Annotated in this window: 12 protein-coding genes and 1 pseudogene; 5 read left to right on the top strand and 8 right to left on the bottom strand. The window is 75.5% G+C overall.

The genetic code is table 11. The features are described from left to right. Positions 1 to 48: 48 nt before the first annotated feature. Entirely contained in the window at positions 49 to 2,727 is a 2,679-nt protein-coding gene (locus AC067U_RS14370) for a helicase-associated domain-containing protein (RefSeq protein ID WP_478829967.1), read from the bottom strand. A 110-nt stretch (positions 2,728 to 2,837) separates the two neighbouring features. On the opposite strand from AC067U_RS14370, the gene AC067U_RS14365 reads away from it, so the two are divergent. Further along, positions 2,838 to 3,923, top strand: a complete 1,086-nt coding sequence (locus AC067U_RS14365; protein WP_478829966.1) for a hypothetical protein — start codon at positions 2,838 to 2,840, stop codon at positions 3,921 to 3,923. Between the two features lie 789 nt (positions 3,924 to 4,712). Then, positions 4,713 to 5,339: an HAD family hydrolase gene (locus AC067U_RS14360; RefSeq protein ID WP_478829965.1), complete on the top strand. Its 627-nt coding sequence runs from the start codon at positions 4,713 to 4,715 to the stop codon at positions 5,337 to 5,339. A gap of 37 nt (positions 5,340 to 5,376) precedes the next feature. Here the strand turns inward: AC067U_RS14360 and AC067U_RS14355 are convergent, their stop codons facing one another. After that, positions 5,377 to 5,631 carry a hypothetical protein gene (locus tag AC067U_RS14355; protein WP_478829964.1) on the bottom strand — a complete coding sequence of 85 codons (255 nt, stop codon included), beginning with the start codon at positions 5,629 to 5,631 and terminating at the stop codon, positions 5,377 to 5,379. A gap of 177 nt (positions 5,632 to 5,808) precedes the next feature. Between AC067U_RS14355 and AC067U_RS14350 the strand changes: the two genes are divergently transcribed. After that, complete coding sequence (locus AC067U_RS14350) at positions 5,809 to 6,192, top strand: cold-shock protein (RefSeq protein WP_478829963.1); 384 nt, start codon at positions 5,809 to 5,811, stop codon at positions 6,190 to 6,192. Between the two features lie 93 nt (positions 6,193 to 6,285). Here the strand turns inward: AC067U_RS14350 and AC067U_RS14345 are convergent, their stop codons facing one another. The 4 genes from AC067U_RS14345 to AC067U_RS14330 form a co-directional block, all read right to left on the bottom strand. Continuing rightward, a complete protein-coding gene (locus tag AC067U_RS14345; RefSeq protein ID WP_478829962.1) occupies positions 6,286 to 7,179 on the bottom strand; it encodes a 1,4-dihydroxy-6-naphthoate synthase in 894 nt (297 codons plus the stop codon). Then, positions 7,166 to 7,900, bottom strand: coding sequence for a futalosine hydrolase (locus AC067U_RS14340; protein ID WP_478829961.1), 735 nt, complete (start codon positions 7,898 to 7,900; stop codon positions 7,166 to 7,168). Before AC067U_RS14340 ends, AC067U_RS14345 begins: the two co-directional genes overlap by 14 nt. A 7-nt stretch (positions 7,901 to 7,907) precedes the next feature. Continuing rightward, positions 7,908 to 8,399, bottom strand: a complete 492-nt coding sequence (locus AC067U_RS14335; protein ID WP_478829960.1) for a DUF2771 domain-containing protein — start codon at positions 8,397 to 8,399, stop codon at positions 7,908 to 7,910. 295 nt (positions 8,400 to 8,694) lie between these two features. After that, the gene (locus tag AC067U_RS14330; RefSeq protein ID WP_478830121.1) at positions 8,695 to 10,173 is read right to left on the bottom strand and encodes an MFS transporter; all 1,479 of its coding nucleotides are present in this window, start codon (positions 10,171 to 10,173) and stop codon (positions 8,695 to 8,697) included. Between the two features lie 385 nt (positions 10,174 to 10,558). On the opposite strand from AC067U_RS14330, the gene AC067U_RS14325 reads away from it, so the two are divergent. Continuing rightward, positions 10,559 to 11,485: a DUF3027 domain-containing protein gene (locus tag AC067U_RS14325; RefSeq protein WP_478829959.1), complete on the top strand. Its 927-nt coding sequence runs from the start codon at positions 10,559 to 10,561 to the stop codon at positions 11,483 to 11,485. A 71-nt stretch (positions 11,486 to 11,556) separates the two neighbouring features. On the opposite strand, the pseudogene AC067U_RS14320 reads toward AC067U_RS14325, so the two are convergent. Further along, positions 11,557 to 12,033 (bottom strand): annotated as a pseudogene (locus AC067U_RS14320) (DoxX family membrane protein); the annotation flags it as partial. A gap of 183 nt (positions 12,034 to 12,216) precedes the next feature. Here AC067U_RS14320 and AC067U_RS14315 point away from each other — a divergent pair. Continuing rightward, complete coding sequence (locus tag AC067U_RS14315) at positions 12,217 to 12,663, top strand: Rieske (2Fe-2S) protein (RefSeq protein ID WP_478829958.1); 447 nt, start codon at positions 12,217 to 12,219, stop codon at positions 12,661 to 12,663. A gap of 42 nt (positions 12,664 to 12,705) precedes the next feature. Here the strand turns inward: AC067U_RS14315 and AC067U_RS14310 are convergent, their stop codons facing one another. After that, the gene (locus AC067U_RS14310) at positions 12,706 to 14,196 is read right to left on the bottom strand and encodes a flotillin family protein (protein ID WP_478829957.1); all 1,491 of its coding nucleotides are present in this window, start codon (positions 14,194 to 14,196) and stop codon (positions 12,706 to 12,708) included. Positions 14,197 to 14,345 lie beyond the last annotated feature (149 nt).

The following is a 14,345-nucleotide window of genomic DNA, read 5'->3' as shown; positions in this document are numbered from 1 at the left end:
GACGGCGGATCACGCAGGGTGCCACGAGGGCAACTCGGCCGATACCGGCTATACCTGATCCTCCGCCAGTTCTGCGACGCCCGTGATGCGGTGCAGCGCGTACGTGCGCACCTCGTCGGCGGTGTGGTCGTAGCCGGTGACGAAACCGCCCTCCACCCGGACCGGGGCGATCACCCGCTGGCTGGCCGCACCTTCCGCGTTCACGTAGCCGATCCACACCGCCGAGCCTGTCAGGGCCGCCGCCTGGACCGTGGCCAGGGTCTCCGCGGCGGTGGTGCGAGGCAGTTCGCCCGACCCGGACCCCGACGCGGGGGCGGAGGAGGAAGAGGACGCGGATGCGGAGGCGCCCGAGGCCGCCGCGCCGGTGCCCGCCGGCTCCTTGCGGACCGCCGTCGCGGCCGCGTCCCCCGCTCGGATGGCCCGTACGGCCGCCCCCAGCAAGACCGCGTCGGGCACCGGCGGTCCGTCCGGGACCGGCACCGGCGCGGTGCGCGGCGGGGTGCGGTGCACCTCGGCCCGGGCGACCAGCACGTCGCCGGTCACGGACTCGGCGGCCGGGGCGTAGCCCATCGCGCGCAGGCCGTCGAGCAGGGTGGTGGGGTCGGCCTGGGCGGCCAGCACGGTGGGCGCGAGGCGGCGCAGCCCGAGGGCCGCGGACCGCTTGTCGGCGAGGATCTCGTTCAGCATGCCGTCGTCGTCGCAGCGGACGTAGGAGGAGGCGGCGCCCACCCGCAGGTGCCCGTGCCGCCGCGCCACGTCGTCGATCAGGTAGGCGAGCGGCTGCGGGACCGGGGTCCGGCTGTGTTCGGCCAGGAACGCGTGCAGGTCGGACGCGGTCCGTCCGGCGTCCAGGGCACGGCGCACCGAGGCCGGGGTGAACCGGTACACGGTCGCCCCGCCCTTCGACTCCACCACCGCGAGCACCGCGAGGGTCTCGGCGAGCGGCCGGTTCAGCGGGCCGGGCGCCACCGCGGTCAGATCGGCCTGGAGCAGCACGTGGTCGACGGGCTCGGGCAGCAGCGGCGCCAGCAGCGGGGCGGGGTCCTCGCCGGCCAGCAGGGCCCGGCCGGGCGCGGCGAGCGCGCCGCGGCCGGTCACGCCGAGCAGTTCGGCCTCGTCGAGCGTGAACCGGGCCAGCCGGCCGCGGAGTTCGCTGGTCGCGCGGACGGGGCGCTCCCAGGCGAGCCGCTCCAGGAGCGCTTCCGGGGAGGCGGCGGCGCCCTCCGGGAGTGCGGCGAGGAGGTCCAGCACCCGGTGCCGGACCTCGGGGGCGGCGGACCGGTCCAGGTCCGGGCCGAGGGCGGACAGCGTACGGCCCTTGGCGTCCTGTTCGCCGACCACGCCGGCGGTCCGGGTGGCGGGCAGCCAGGCGGTGGCGAGCACGGCCCAGCGCTCGTGGGGCGGGAGTTCGGCCCAGTCGTCGTAGGCGGGGGTGGGCGCGTACCGCTCGTCGGCCTCGCCGTCGCTGGCCAGCAGGCCCGCCGCGTGGGCCAGTTCGATCCAGAAGGCGGCGACGGACTCGGAGGTGTCGAGGGCGGCGGCGGTGCGCTTGAGATCACGGACGGCGAGGCCGCCGGCCCGCAGGACGGCGGGGCCGTTCCCGTGTTCCCAGGAGGCGAGCAGTTCGTCGACGGTGGCGAGGGAGGTGAGGGCCTGGCCGGCGGCGTTGGCGTCCACAAGCTGTGGACGGTGGGTCTGCGCGGGCTCCACCGGCGGCGGTACGGGCTCGGGGCTGCGGTGCGCCCGCCCGCCGCGCAGGTGCAGGGCGACCTCGCGGGGCAGTACGACGGTCCGGGCGGTGGCCGGCAGCAGCAGGCCGCGGTCGCGCAGCCAGCGGACGGGCGGCGCGGGGTTCGGGGTGACCTCCCCGTACGGCGGTCCCCAGACCAGGCGGTCCAGGACGTGGTGCGCCTCGGCGGGGGCCTCGTCGAGCAGTGCGGACATCCGGACGGGGTCGGTGAACAGCGCGGTGAGGGCGGCGACGGCCGACACCGGGTCGTGGGTGGCCGGTAGTCCGGCGGCGGCGACGATCTCCTGCACGCGGGTGGGCGACATGCGGGCGGTGGCCTCGGCGACGGTCGGTCCGAGTCCGGTGGGCGAGGGGCGGGAGGGCCCGGGCGCGAGCAGCTCGCGGGCGGTCCGCACGAGCCGGAGCCGGTCGTCGCCGCCCCAGACGACGGCCTGGGTGCGGAGCAGCTCCAGGGCGGCGGGGAGGGCGGCGCGGATGGCCTCGGGGAGGGCTGCGGGCTGCTCGGCCTGTTGGGCCTGCTCGGCCTGTTGGGCCTGCTGGGCCTGTTGGGTCGGGCCGGCGGGTGTTGCCGGGTCGGTCGGGGCCGCCGCGCCGGTTCGGTCCGCCGCGTCCGTGTGGTCGGCCGGGGTGGCGTCGGCGGCGTGTTCCGGGCCGTAACCGGTCAGCAGGGTTTCGAGGGTGGCGTAGTCGCACGGATCCGGGGCCACGGCCAGGGCCTCCGCCACCTGGAGGGCGAACCGGTCCAGGCGGTCCAGCGCACGGACGACCGAGGCGCGGGTGCCGGCGCGCGTGGCGAGCTGCGTCAGGTCGCCGGGGACCGGGTTCAGCAGGTCCGGGCGGCTGTGCAACAGGGCCGCGAGGCCCGCGTCGTCACGGGCGCGCAGCGCCTCGGCGAGGGAGCGCGGTGCGGTCCCTGCGGTGCTTGCCTCGGGCACGTTCGCCTCCTGGTCGCGTCGACCGGTCGTGCCGGTTCCCATCCGGCCAACTTATCCGCTGTGCCCCGGCCGACTCCACGCCCGCAGACGCTACGGTCGGTGCGGGGGGCCGGGGTCGGGGTCCGGGAAGGCAGTGAGGGAGGAGCCGGGGCATGGGGATGGAGAGCGAGCATCTGGTCTACGAGTACCTGAGCCGGGTCGGGGACCTGGCGCAGAGCCGACAGCTGCCCTCCGCGGACCGGATACGGCTGGTGGCCCGGCTGCGGGACGAGATCGACAAGCACCGCGCGCGGTACGAACCCGAGAGCCCGGTGACGGTACGCCACGTCCTGGAGCGCATGGGCACCCCCGAGGAGGTGCTCGCCACGCACGCGGGCGGGCCGGGGCCCGAGCCGTGGCCGCCGGGCGCGGCGGGTGCGGCGGGCTCGTCGGACTCGTCGGGTGCCGTGGGTGCCGCGGGGCGGACGACGGCGGTGCCCGAGCAGCGCAGGCCGGAGGCGGCCGAGGCAGCCTCCCCCTCCCCGCCTTCCGCGCAGGCCCCGCCCGACCGGCCCGCCGCGGGTGCGCCGCCGCACCTGGCGGGGCTGGACGAGCTCGGTCCCTCGGGCGACGCGGAACCGGACTGGTGGCGGATGGGCCCGAGCCCGTACCGGGACGGGCCGGAGGTCGAGGGCTTCGTCGGCGGCATCGAGTACCCGGCGCGCCGGGTACTCGACCCGGACCGGGAGGACCCGGACGCGAGGGCCCTCACGAACGGGGCCGATCCGGCGGCCGGGACATCGCCCGGGGGCGCGGAGGGCAGGCCTGGCGCCCTGGCCGTCGTACGGGCACTGCTGAAGCGGCGGGCCGGGACGGCGGAGGCGGCGCCCGCACCGGGCAAGGCGACGGCGTCGCCGGGTCCGAAACCGAAACCGCACGGCTTCCTGCTGCTGGCCGCGGCGGTGCTGGTGGCAGGCGTGGCCACCGGGCACTGGATGCTGCTCGCCCTCGGCTGGCTGTGCGCGTACGGATCCCGGGTGCTCGGCCCCCGCGAGCGGAAGGCGGTGGTCTTCGGGCTGCCCGGCGCGGTGGTGGCCGGGGCGATGGTCTGGCTCTGGGGGAGGGCCGACGGCCGCTGGGGCGAGGCACTCGCCGAGGGCGAGGCGGGACCGGCGTTCCACGCCCTGCTGCCGTGGATCGTCCGCGGCGCGGCCGTCGCCTCGGCGCTGTACCTGATCTGGCGCTCCCGCCGCCGCTGACCGGCCCCTGGGGCCGATCCGGCGGTGCTCCTGCGCTCTGCGCTGCGGTGGGTCGGGCCGCCCCGCGCCGCCCGTGCCGGCTGCGGCGTTCCCGCTGCGCGGAGCCTTGCCCCCACCCCGCCCCTTCCCGAAACCGGGGCCTGCGGGCCCCGGCCCCCGCCTGCGGGGCTCCGCCCCACACCCCGAGCGCGCTGCGCGCCCGCCCCGTCGCCTGCGGCGCGGGGCCCCCGGCCCCGCCCCCGTTGGCGGCTTCGTCCCGTCCCGGCGCCTGCCGCCGGGCACGCGCCGGGCCCGCGGCCCGCGGCCTCCGCCCGTGGGGCTCCGCCCCCGCACTCAGAGCGCGCTGCGCGCCCGCCCCGGCGCCTGCGGCGCGGGCACGCGTGCCGGGCCTGCGACCCGGGCCCCCGCCCATGGGGCTCCGCCCCCGAGCCCGTGCTGGCGGCTGCGTCCCCGCCCCGGCGCCTCCGGCGCGGGGAAAGTGCCGGGCCTGCGGCCCGGGCCCCCTCGTGGGGCTCCGCCCCACACCCCGAGCGCGCTGCGCGCCCGCCCCGGCGCCTGCGGCGCGGGCACGCGCGCCGGGCCTGGGGCCTCGGGGCCCCGCTCGTGGGGCTTCGCCCCCGTAGCCCGTGGGGAGCCGCTCCCGTCCTCGTGGCCTGCGGGGCAGGGACGGGCAGGAACGGACCCCGGTCACCGCGCCCCGAGGGCGCTGTGCGCCCGCACCCCGTTGTTGCCCGGTGGCCACCCGGGCGTCATCCGGGCGCGGCCGGGGGCCCTGTACGGGGCGGCACAATGGCTGGCATGACCCTTACCGTCGGCTTCGACCTCGACATGACCCTCATCGACTCCCGGCCCGGTATCAAGGCCACCTACCAGGCGCTTTCGGCTGAGACGGGCAGGTTCATCGATGCCGACCAGGCCATCAGCCGGCTCGGGCCGCCGCTGGACGAGGAGCTCGCGTACTGGTTCTCGGCCGACGAGATCCCGGCGATGGCCGACCGCTACCGGGAGATCTATCCCACGTACGCGATCGAGGCGACCCCGGCCATGCCGGGTGCCCGCGAGGCCGTCGAGGCGGTGCGGGCGCTGGGCGGCCGGGCCATCGTGGTCACCGCCAAGCACGAGCCCAACGCCCGTCTGCACCTGGAGCACCTCGGCATCGAGCCGGACGCGGTCATCGGCTGGCTGTGGGCGGAGGCCAAGGCGGGGGCGCTGCGCGAGTACGGCGCCCGGGTCTACGTCGGCGACCACGTCGGCGACGTGCGAGGCGCGCGCACGGCCGGAGCGGTGTCGGTGGCGGTGCCGACCGGCCCCTGCCCCGAGCCGGAGCTGCGTGCGGCGGGCGCGGACGTGGTGCTGCCCGACCTCACCGCCCTGCCGGGCTGGCTGAAGGAGTACGTCGCCGAGCAGGTCGTCTGATCACGCGCTCCACCGCACCTGCCTTCGCGGGTGCGTCCTATGCCTCCTGTGAGGCCCGGGCCGCCTTTCGCTGGGCCGCCGCCGAGCGGAGCACCCCGGCGCCGGCGAGGGCGAAGCCGACGCCCATCAGCATGCACAGCGCCCATGCGTACGGCGGCAGCGGATCGGTGCCCAGGAAGAGCGGGGCCATCGTCGCCAGGGTGGCCACGGCGCCCAGGATGAACACGATGCCGCCGGCCTTGACCAATGCGTCGCCGGGCCGCGCATCGTCGGCATGAGGAGTAGCAGTCACCCCACCAGGGTAGTTCCCTGGCCGAAGCGGGCCTCCAGGAAGGACCGGGCGACGTCTTGTCAGTGGCTCCGGGACCATTAGCCTGGTGGTTGGCGGGTCACCATGACCCGCTGCACTGCTATCCGGAGCCAGTCAACGGCGATTCGGACCCGACGAGCACAAGGACAGAGGACGGACGTGCCTACCGGCAAGGTCAAGTGGTTCAACAGCGAGAAGGGCTTCGGCTTTCTCTCCCGTGACGACGGCGGAGACGTCTTCGTCCACTCGTCGGTGCTCCCTGCCGGGGTCGATGCCCTCAAGCCCGGCCAGCGCGTGGAGTTCGGCGTGGTCGCCGGCCAGCGTGGTGACCAGGCGCTTTCCGTGATCGTGCTGGACCCGGCGCCGTCCGTCGCGGCCGCGCAGCGGCGCAAGCCCGACGAGCTCGCCTCCATCGTCCAGGACCTGACGACCCTCCTGGAGAACATCACCCCGATGCTCGAGCGCGGCCGCTACCCCGACAAGATGCACGGCACGAAGATCGCCGGCCTGCTGCGCGCGGTCGCGGACCAGCTCGACGTCTGATCCCCGCCCGGACGTTCAAGGTCAAACGACTGCGCCCCGTCGCTCGAAAGAGTGGCGGGGCGCAGTCGTTCGTACGTAGTACGGGGCGGGGGCCTACGGGAAGTCGAGAGCGCCCGGCGCGATCGGCGGCACCAGGCCCTCCGCCGCGGCCCGGGTCAGCAGGCCGCGCACCGCCGCGTACCCGGCGTCGCCCAGGCCGGCCGTGAACTCGTTCACGTACAGCCCGATGTGCTGGTCGGCGACCTTCGGGTCCAGCTCCTGCGCGTGCGCCCGTACGTACGGCCGGGAGGCCTCCGGGTCGTCCCAGGCCATCCGGACCGAGGTCCGGGCCGCCTCGGCCAGCGCGTGCAGGGTGCCGGTGCCCAGCGAACGCTTCGCGATGATCGCGCCGAGCGGGATCGGCAGCCGGGTCGTGGCCTCCCAGTGCTCTCCCATGTCGGCCAGCGAGTGCAGCCCGTAGTCCCGGTACGTGAAGCGGGCCTCGTGGATCACCAGACCGGCGTCGACGCGACCGTCCCGGACCGCGGGCATGATCTCGTGGAACGGCAGCACCACGACCTTCCCGACCCCGTCGGGCAGCACGTCGGCCGCCCACAGCCGGAAGAGGAGGTAGGCGGTGGAGCGTTCGCTCGGTACCGCGACCGTCTTCCCGGTCAGGTCCAGCCCCGGCTCGCGGGTCAACACCAGCGGGCCGCACCCGGTGCCGAGCGCGCCGCCGCAGGGCAGCAGCGCGTACTCCTCCAGCACCCACGGCAGGACGGCGTACGACACCTTCAGCACGTCCAGCTCGCCGCGCTCCGCCATGCCGTTGGTGATGTCGATGTCGGCGAAGGTCACGTCCAGCGCGGGCGCGCCGGGGACCCGGCCGTGGGCCCAGGCGTCGAACACGAAGGTGTCGTTGGGGCAGGGCGAATAGGCGATCCGCACGCGGTCGCGCACGGCACTGGCACTGGCACTGCTACTGCTACGGGCACTACCGGTGGTCATGGCGTTCTCCCCAGTTCGCGATTACGGGTCCCAGCACGCGGAAGGCCGCCGACAGCGCGGCCAGGGCCTCGCCGATCCGCCAGGCGTCCCGGTCGCGGGGGCCCACGGCGTTGGACACGGCACGGACCTCCAGGACCGGCAGTCCGTACGCGGCGGCGGCCTCGGCCACCCCGAAGCCCTCCATGGCCTCGGCACCGGCCATCGGGTGCCGTTCGCGGAGCTCGGCGGCGCGGGCGGCGGTGCCGGTGACGGTGGAGACCGTGAGGACGGGTGCGAGCAGCGCGCCGGTCGCCTCGGCGGCGCGGGCGGCCAGCTCGGCGGGCGGGAGGTGGGTGTTCCGGCCGAAGCCGAGCGCCTCGACGGTCAGGAAGCCCTCGGGGGTCTCGGCGCCCAGGTCGGCGGCGACCAGGGCATCGGCGACGACGAGCGAGCCGACCGGGGCGTCGGGCTGGAACCCGCCGCCGATCCCGGCGGAGACGACGAGCCCGTACGGCGCGCGCAGGTCGGCCACGGCCAGGGCGGTGCCGGTCGCGGCGGCCGCGGCGGCCGGGCCGACGCCGCCGACGAGGATGTCGACGGCCAGGGCCGGCAGGTCCCGGCGGACCACCCGGTAGCCGGCCGGAAGCAGGCGCGGCTCGTCGTCGTGCATCGGATGAGGGTCGATGCCGGAGGCGACGGAGTCTGCCTCCGCCGCCACCGCGGTCACGACGAGCGCGCGCACGTCCCCGTTACTTCAGCTTGAGCGTGTACGACCAGACGGCGAGGGGCTTGCTGTCCTCGGAGAGCTGGACGATGCTCAGCCGCTTCGAGGCCGGGGCCTCGCCCTGGCCGCCGGTGGCGAAGATGTCGGCGTTCGGGAAGCTGCGGTAGGTGTTCGACGACGGGTCGGTGATCGGCTGGCCGTCGAGGACCGCCTGCCAGCGCTTGCCGTCCTCGACGACCTCCGGGTCGACGCCGAGGCGGAGCGTGTCACCGCGGGCGTACTCGATGTCCTTGGGGCCCTTGATGTCGGTCAGGCACTGCTGGACCTCCTCCAGGGGCAGGTCCTTGCCCTTCTTGCCCGCGCAGAGGGCTTCGGTGGAGACCGACGACGTGCCGACCGTGACGGTCGCCAGGGGCGTCGGCTTGTCGCAGGCGGACAGGACGAGGAGGCCGGCGGACACGGCCCCGAGGGCCGCGACGCTGCGGCGGGCCCTACCCGAGATAAGCGGTGCGGTCATGAGCCGAAGGCTATCGGTCCCTTCGGGCGCGCCGCCGCACGGGGTGGCCCGCCCCGCCGAGACGTGGCGCTGCCTTCGCCGTCCGCGGCGTTCCGCGGGCTGTGCCTTCCCGCGCCCTCCGCCGAGGCGTGGGCGGGCGTTCCGCAGGGCTGTGCCCTCCCGCCCCGGTGGGGCGGCTCCACCGAGGTGTGGGCGGCCGGACGGGGGCCGGTACGCACGCCCCACACGGCCGGCGGGACGGGGCCGCCCGCCCTGCCCTCACGGCCGAGGTAACGGCCGCCCGGCGGGGCAGGGGTCAGGCCAGGCGGGGGGAATGGTGGGGGGAGAGGCGGAGGCCGCGGAGGGCCATGGTGGTGCCCGCGGTCAGGAAGGCGGCGGCCACCGACATGCCCAGGGCGCCGTTCAGGGGGAGGGATATGCCGATCGCACCGCCGAGGACCCAGGCCATCTGCAGGGCGGTTTCCGAGCGGGCGAAGGCGGACGTGCGCACGCGCTCCGGCACGTCCCGCTGGATCATCGCGTCCAGCGACAGCTTCGCCAGCGCCTGGCAGAACCCCGCCGTCGCCCCCAACAGCGCCACCATCACCCCGCTGAAGAACACCGCCGCCAGCACCGCCACGCAGAACGTCAGGCACAGCACCGTCGCCACGATCGCCTCCGGTGCCCGTGCCCGCAGCCACGCGCCGACCGCCGTCCCGCAGGCGTTGCCCACCCCCGCCGCGACGCCCACGATGCCCAGCGACACGACCGCGCTCTGCCCGGCGAGCGGCTGCTCCCTCAGGAGGAAGGCGAGGAAGAAGATCAGGAAGCCGGAGAGGCAGCGCATCGCCGCGTTCGCGCACAGGCCGCAGAGGACGGACGGGCCGACCGTCCGCAGGCCCGGTCTGCTCCGCCCCGGCGGCCGGGACGTCGGCGGCCCGGCCGCAGGCTCTCCGGGCGCCGGCTGTCCGTTCCGGTCCGGGTCCGCCGTGCGGTCGCCGTCGCTCGGGGCCGGGTCGAGGCCGGTCCGGTCGTGCGCGGTCAGCCGGGCGCGGCCCTCGCCCTTCGCCTCGTCCACCCCGTGCGGCAGGTGGAACGCCGCGAAGGCCCCGGCCAGGAAGATCACACAGGCGCCGTACAGCGGCCACTGCGGCCCGATCCGGTGCAGCAGCGCGCCGGCCGGCGCCGCCGTGCCGGTGGCCAGCAGACCCGCCAGGGTCACCCGCGAGTTCGCCTTCACCAGGGAGAACCCCCGCGGCAGCAGCCGCGGCACCACCGCGCTGCGCACCACCCCGTACGCCTTGGATGCGACCAGGACCCCCAGCGCCTCGGGGTACAGCTCCAGCCCGCCGGTGGCGACCGCGCCGGACATCAGCACCGCGAGCAGGGCCCGCGCCAGCATCGCCGCCGCCATCGCGGCCCGCCGCCCGTGCGGCAGCCGGTCCAGCAGCGGCCCGATCACCGGGGCGAGCAGCACGAAGGGGGCCATCGTGATGGCGAGGTACAGGGCCACCCGGCCGCGTGCCTCGTCCGTGGGCACCGAGAAGAACACCGTCGAGGCCAGCGCCATGGTGATCATGACGTCCCCGGCGCCGTTGATCGCGTGCAGCTCGATCAGCCGGCCCAGGCCGGACTCCCCGGCGCCCTGCGCGTGCGTCGCCCGGCGGATCCCCCGCGCGGTACCCCTGATCGGCCGCTGCAGGGCGCGCCCGACCGCCCGGCCGGCCCGTCGGACCCGGCCCGGCCCGTCGCCGGACGACGACCGTACGGGTGCCACCCGGCCATACTGCCCCAGCGGAACGCCGCCGACCCTTCCCTTGCTGCGCCGGGGGGACCCCCGTCCGGCACCGGGGCGCCGGGTTCCGGGCTCCCGCGCGGCGCGGGCGAGGGCGCGGAGCGCCGGACCGGATGTCCGCGAATCGGACTTGCATGTGGGCGCAGGGCTTCGGACCAGGTAGCGTGCCTAGCGCGCCACCGGCGGTTGCTCCTGGCCGCGCGCCTCTTCGGCATCCCGCAGAATGGATGACAGAAGGTGCGCCCCGGACCCGACGGGCGTGGACGTCGACGCGGCCCTCTGGTCCGCTCCGCCCGCGCCACGCTGGGAAACGGAACCGACGGGTCGTTGAGAACGACAAGTACGGACGGCGCACTCGTGAGACGGCGTAGGAGAGAACGAGACAGTGAGTGCTGCGACGACGCGAAGCCGTACTAGCCGTACCCCGCGTACCCCCGACCGCCTGTGCGCCGAGGCGGTGGACCTCGCCCGAGCGGCGGCCGAGGAGGTGGCGGCGCCCGGCACGATCGGGGAGCACGTCGAGGTGGTCACCGAGGGTGACCGTGTCGTCACTCACTTCTTCGAGTGCGGGGAACCGGGCTACCGGGGCTGGCGCTGGGCCGTGACGGTCACCCGCGCCTCCCGCGCGAAAACCGTCACCCTCGACGAAACGGTGCTGCTGCCGGGTCCGGACGCGCTGCTCGCCCCCGAATGGGTGCCGTGGAGCGAGCGCCTGCGGCCCGGTGACATGGGCCCCGGCGACCTCCTCCCCACCGACGCCGAGGACCTGCGCCTGGAGCCCGGCTACTCGGGCGAGGACGCGCCGCCGCCGAACTCGGTGCTGTCCCAGGACATGGCCGAGCTCGCCGACGCCGAGGACGCCGCACTGACCGACCGGGTCGTCGTGCCGGAGCGCGGCTCCATCAGCTCCGTCGCCGAGGAACTCGGCATGCGCCGCGCCCGGGTGCTGTCCCGGTACGGTCTGCACACCGCGGCCGACCGCTGGGACGAGGCGTACGGGGCGAAGACCCCGATGGCGCAGGCGGCGCCCGCCAGCTGCGTGTCCTGCGGCTTCCTGGTGAAGATCGGCGGCTCGCTGGGCCAGGCCTTCGGCGTCTGCGCCAACGAGTTCGGCCCGGCCGACGGCCGCCTGGTCTCCCTCTCCTACGGCTGCGGAGGCCACTCCGAGGCCGCCGTCATGCCGAAGCCGCCGCGGCCCGCGCCGCCGGTGCTGGACTCCATGCGGGCGGACGAGTTCGCGCTGCGTCCGGCCCCGGACGAGGGCTCGGTCCCGTCGGGCGACGTCGCCGCCGCGGACCTCGGCCACAGCTGACCCCGCCGGTCCCGGCCCTCCGCCGGGTCCCGGCCGTCCTCGGGGGCCCGGTTGCCCGCCCGGGCCCGTCCGCGGCCCCGCCGGGTGCGCGCGATCAGTGCGTCCAGCGACAGCTCGGGCGTGCCCGCGAGCACGAGCGGCAGCCAGGCCATCAGGTACACCAGGTCGTTGCCGAAGTAGTACGGCGTGGCCGACCAGCTGACGGTCAGCCACAGGCTGAGCGATATGAGCGCGCCGCCCGCCGCGGCGGCCCGGCCCAGCAGCCCCGCCAGGATGCCGAGCCCCGCCGCGAGCTCGCCCAGCGCGATCGCGGTGCCGAAGGCGACGGGGGAGTCGAGCGCCAGGTCGACGAGGCCGGGCACGGCGGCCGCGTCCCGTACGGCCTCCATCTGCTGCCCGATCGAGCCGTCCCCGGCGGCACGGAGGAACGCGGAGTCCGTCAGCTTGTCCAGGCCGGCGTAGACGAAGGTGATGCCGAGGAACAGGCGCGGCGGCAGTAGGGCGAACTGGGCGGCGCGTTCGCGCAGCCCCGGTGTCGTCGAGGTCATGCATGTGACACGGTGAGCGGCGCCCGCCGGTTCGGCCGCGGGACCGGAATGTCGAGACGGGTTGTCGGGACGGAATGTCGAGACGTATTTCCGTCAGGTGTGAACCGGCCCTCCGGGTGGGACGTGTTGGCTGCGGGGCCCATGGGGCCCCGGGGTCACAGGCAGACGAGAAGGAGACATGGCATGGGTGACACGACGCGCCGCCGTACCGTGCTCGCCGCGGGCGCCGCGGCCCTGGCGGGCACCGCGCTGACCGCGTGCGGCAGCGAGGACAAGGCCGGAACGGCCGGGGAGGGCGGGGAGGCCGGCGGCACCACCCCGCAGGCGGCGGCCCCGGAAGCCGGACAGGCCCTCGCGAAGACCTCCGAGATCCCCGTCGGCGGCGGCAAGGTCTTCAAGGACCAGAAGGTGGTCGTCACCCAGCCCGCCGCCGGCGAGTTCAAGGCGTACTCCGCGGTCTGCACCCACCAGGGCTGCGCGGTGACCGGGGTCAAGGACGGCAAGATCGTCTGCCCCTGCCACCAGAGCTTCTTCAAGGTGGAGGACGGCTCGGTCGCGAGCGGGCCGGCCACCCGCCCGCTCCCGGCCGCCAAGATCGCCGTGACGGGCGATCAGATCATCCTGGCGTAGGACGGATTACCGCTCCGGGCGCAGCGGACGCGAAGCCGCGGCTCAGGGGACGTCCTCCGTGATCGGGACGGGCGTCCCCGGGCCGGACCCGTTGAGCCGGTTCCCCTCCCGCGCGGCGCCGGCCGTACCTCCCCCGTCGTCCATCGAGGCGAGCAGCTTGCGTGCCAGCCCCAGGCCCGTGCCGCCCATCGTCAGGGCCTTGGCGAACATGTCGGCCATGCCGTCGGCGCCGTTGAGCAGCACCATGTGCTCCACGTTGCCGAACGCGGACGCGCCGGCCTCCACGATCTTCGGCCAGTTCTCGGCGAGTTGCTGCGCGACCACCGCCTCCTGGTTCTCCGCCAGCGCGGCCGCCCGCGCCTTGATCGCGTCGGCTTCCGCGAGCCCCTTGGCCTTCGCCGCCTCGGCCGCGGCCAGGCCCTTGGCCCGGGTCGCCTCGGCCTCGGCCTCACCGGTGGCCCGGGTCGCCTTGGCGTTGGCCACGCCGCGCGCCTCGGTGGCCGCGGCCTCCGCCTCGGCCGCCGTCCGCACCGACGTGCCCTCGGCCGCCGCGGCCAGCTCGGTCTCCCGCGCCTTGGCCTCGGCCGCCGAGATGCGGGCGTCCCGCTCGGCCTCCGCGAGCGTACGGGTCTCGTACGCGAGGGCGTCCGCGGGCTTCCGTACGTCCGCCTGCAGCTGCTGCTCCTTCCGCCGCGCCTCCAGCTCCGCGACCCGGGTCTCCTGGACCACGACCTCCTGCCGGGCCGCCGCGTCCGCGAGCGGGCCGGCCTGCCGGGCCGAGGCCGACGCCTTGTCCCGTTCGGCCTGGTAGCCGGCCTGCAGGATCTCCGAGTCCCGGGTGGCCTCCGACATCCGTGCCGCCGCGGCCTGTTCGGCCTCCGTGGCCATCCGGTTCGCCTCGGCCTGCGCGATCCGCGCGTCCCGCTGGACCGCCGCCGCGTGCGGCATCGCCATGTTCTTGATGTAGCCGGTCGGGTCCTCGATCTCGTGGATCTGCAGCGAGTCGACGATCAGGCCCAGCTTCTCCATCTCGGTGCCGCAGGCCCCCCGGGTCTGGCCGGTCAGCTTCTCCCGGTCCCGGATCATGTCCTCCACCGTCAACCCGCCGACGATGGCGCGGAGATGACCGGCGAACACGATGTGCACCCGCTCGGGCATGATCTTCTGCTGGTCCAGGAAGCGGCGCGCCGCGTTGGCGATCGACACGTAGTCGTCGCCCACCTTGAAGATGACCACGCCCTTCACCCGCAGCGGGATGCCCTGCTGGGTCACGCAGTCCACCGACAGCTGGGTCTCGTTGAGGTCCAGGGAGAGTTTCCGTACCGCCTGGACGCCGGGCAGGACGAGGGTTCCGCGTCCGGTGACGATCCGGAACCCCATGCCCTCGCCCAGCCCCTCCGTCTTGTGGGTGGAACCGGAGATGATGAGTGCCTCGTTCGGTTCGGCCACTCTCCACATCAGCTTGAACAGGCCGATCAGGCCGAGAACGGCTGCGAGCACCAGGCCCGCCACGACGCCGATCGTCATCGGCATTCGCCCCCTTAGTGCGGTGCCGTACGGTTCGGCACCGGTGAAGGGGAGTGTGCGACCTGTCACGCGCCGGGACCAGATGCCGGGAGCACCTTGTCGCCGTCCTGATACGCACCGCACGCGACCGCAACACGGCCGGTCACGCGCCGGAG

It is taken from the genome of Streptomyces sp. NPDC043853 (assembly GCF_056436025.1).
The sequence above is the reverse complement of the archived record's forward strand: the minus strand, read 5'-3'. Positions and strand labels throughout refer to the sequence as shown.

What these genes read in the sequence shown, in the direction of transcription:
- AC067U_RS14370 (WP_478829967.1), bottom strand. Translation starts at nt 2,727, where the DNA reads ATGGGAACCGGCACGACCGGTCGACGCGACCAGGAGGCGAACGTGCCC.
- AC067U_RS14365 (WP_478829966.1), top strand. Translation starts at nt 2,838, where the DNA reads ATGGGGATGGAGAGCGAGCATCTGGTCTACGAGTACCTGAGCCGGGTC.
- AC067U_RS14360 (WP_478829965.1), top strand. Translation starts at nt 4,713, where the DNA reads ATGGCTGGCATGACCCTTACCGTCGGCTTCGACCTCGACATGACCCTC.
- AC067U_RS14345 (WP_478829962.1), bottom strand. Translation starts at nt 7,179, where the DNA reads ATGACCACCGGTAGTGCCCGTAGCAGTAGCAGTGCCAGTGCCAGTGCC.
- AC067U_RS14335 (WP_478829960.1), bottom strand. Translation starts at nt 8,399, where the DNA reads ATGACCGCACCGCTTATCTCGGGTAGGGCCCGCCGCAGCGTCGCGGCC.
- AC067U_RS14315 (WP_478829958.1), top strand. Translation starts at nt 12,217, where the DNA reads ATGGGTGACACGACGCGCCGCCGTACCGTGCTCGCCGCGGGCGCCGCG.
- AC067U_RS14310 (WP_478829957.1), bottom strand. Translation starts at nt 14,196, where the DNA reads ATGCCGATGACGATCGGCGTCGTGGCGGGCCTGGTGCTCGCAGCCGTT.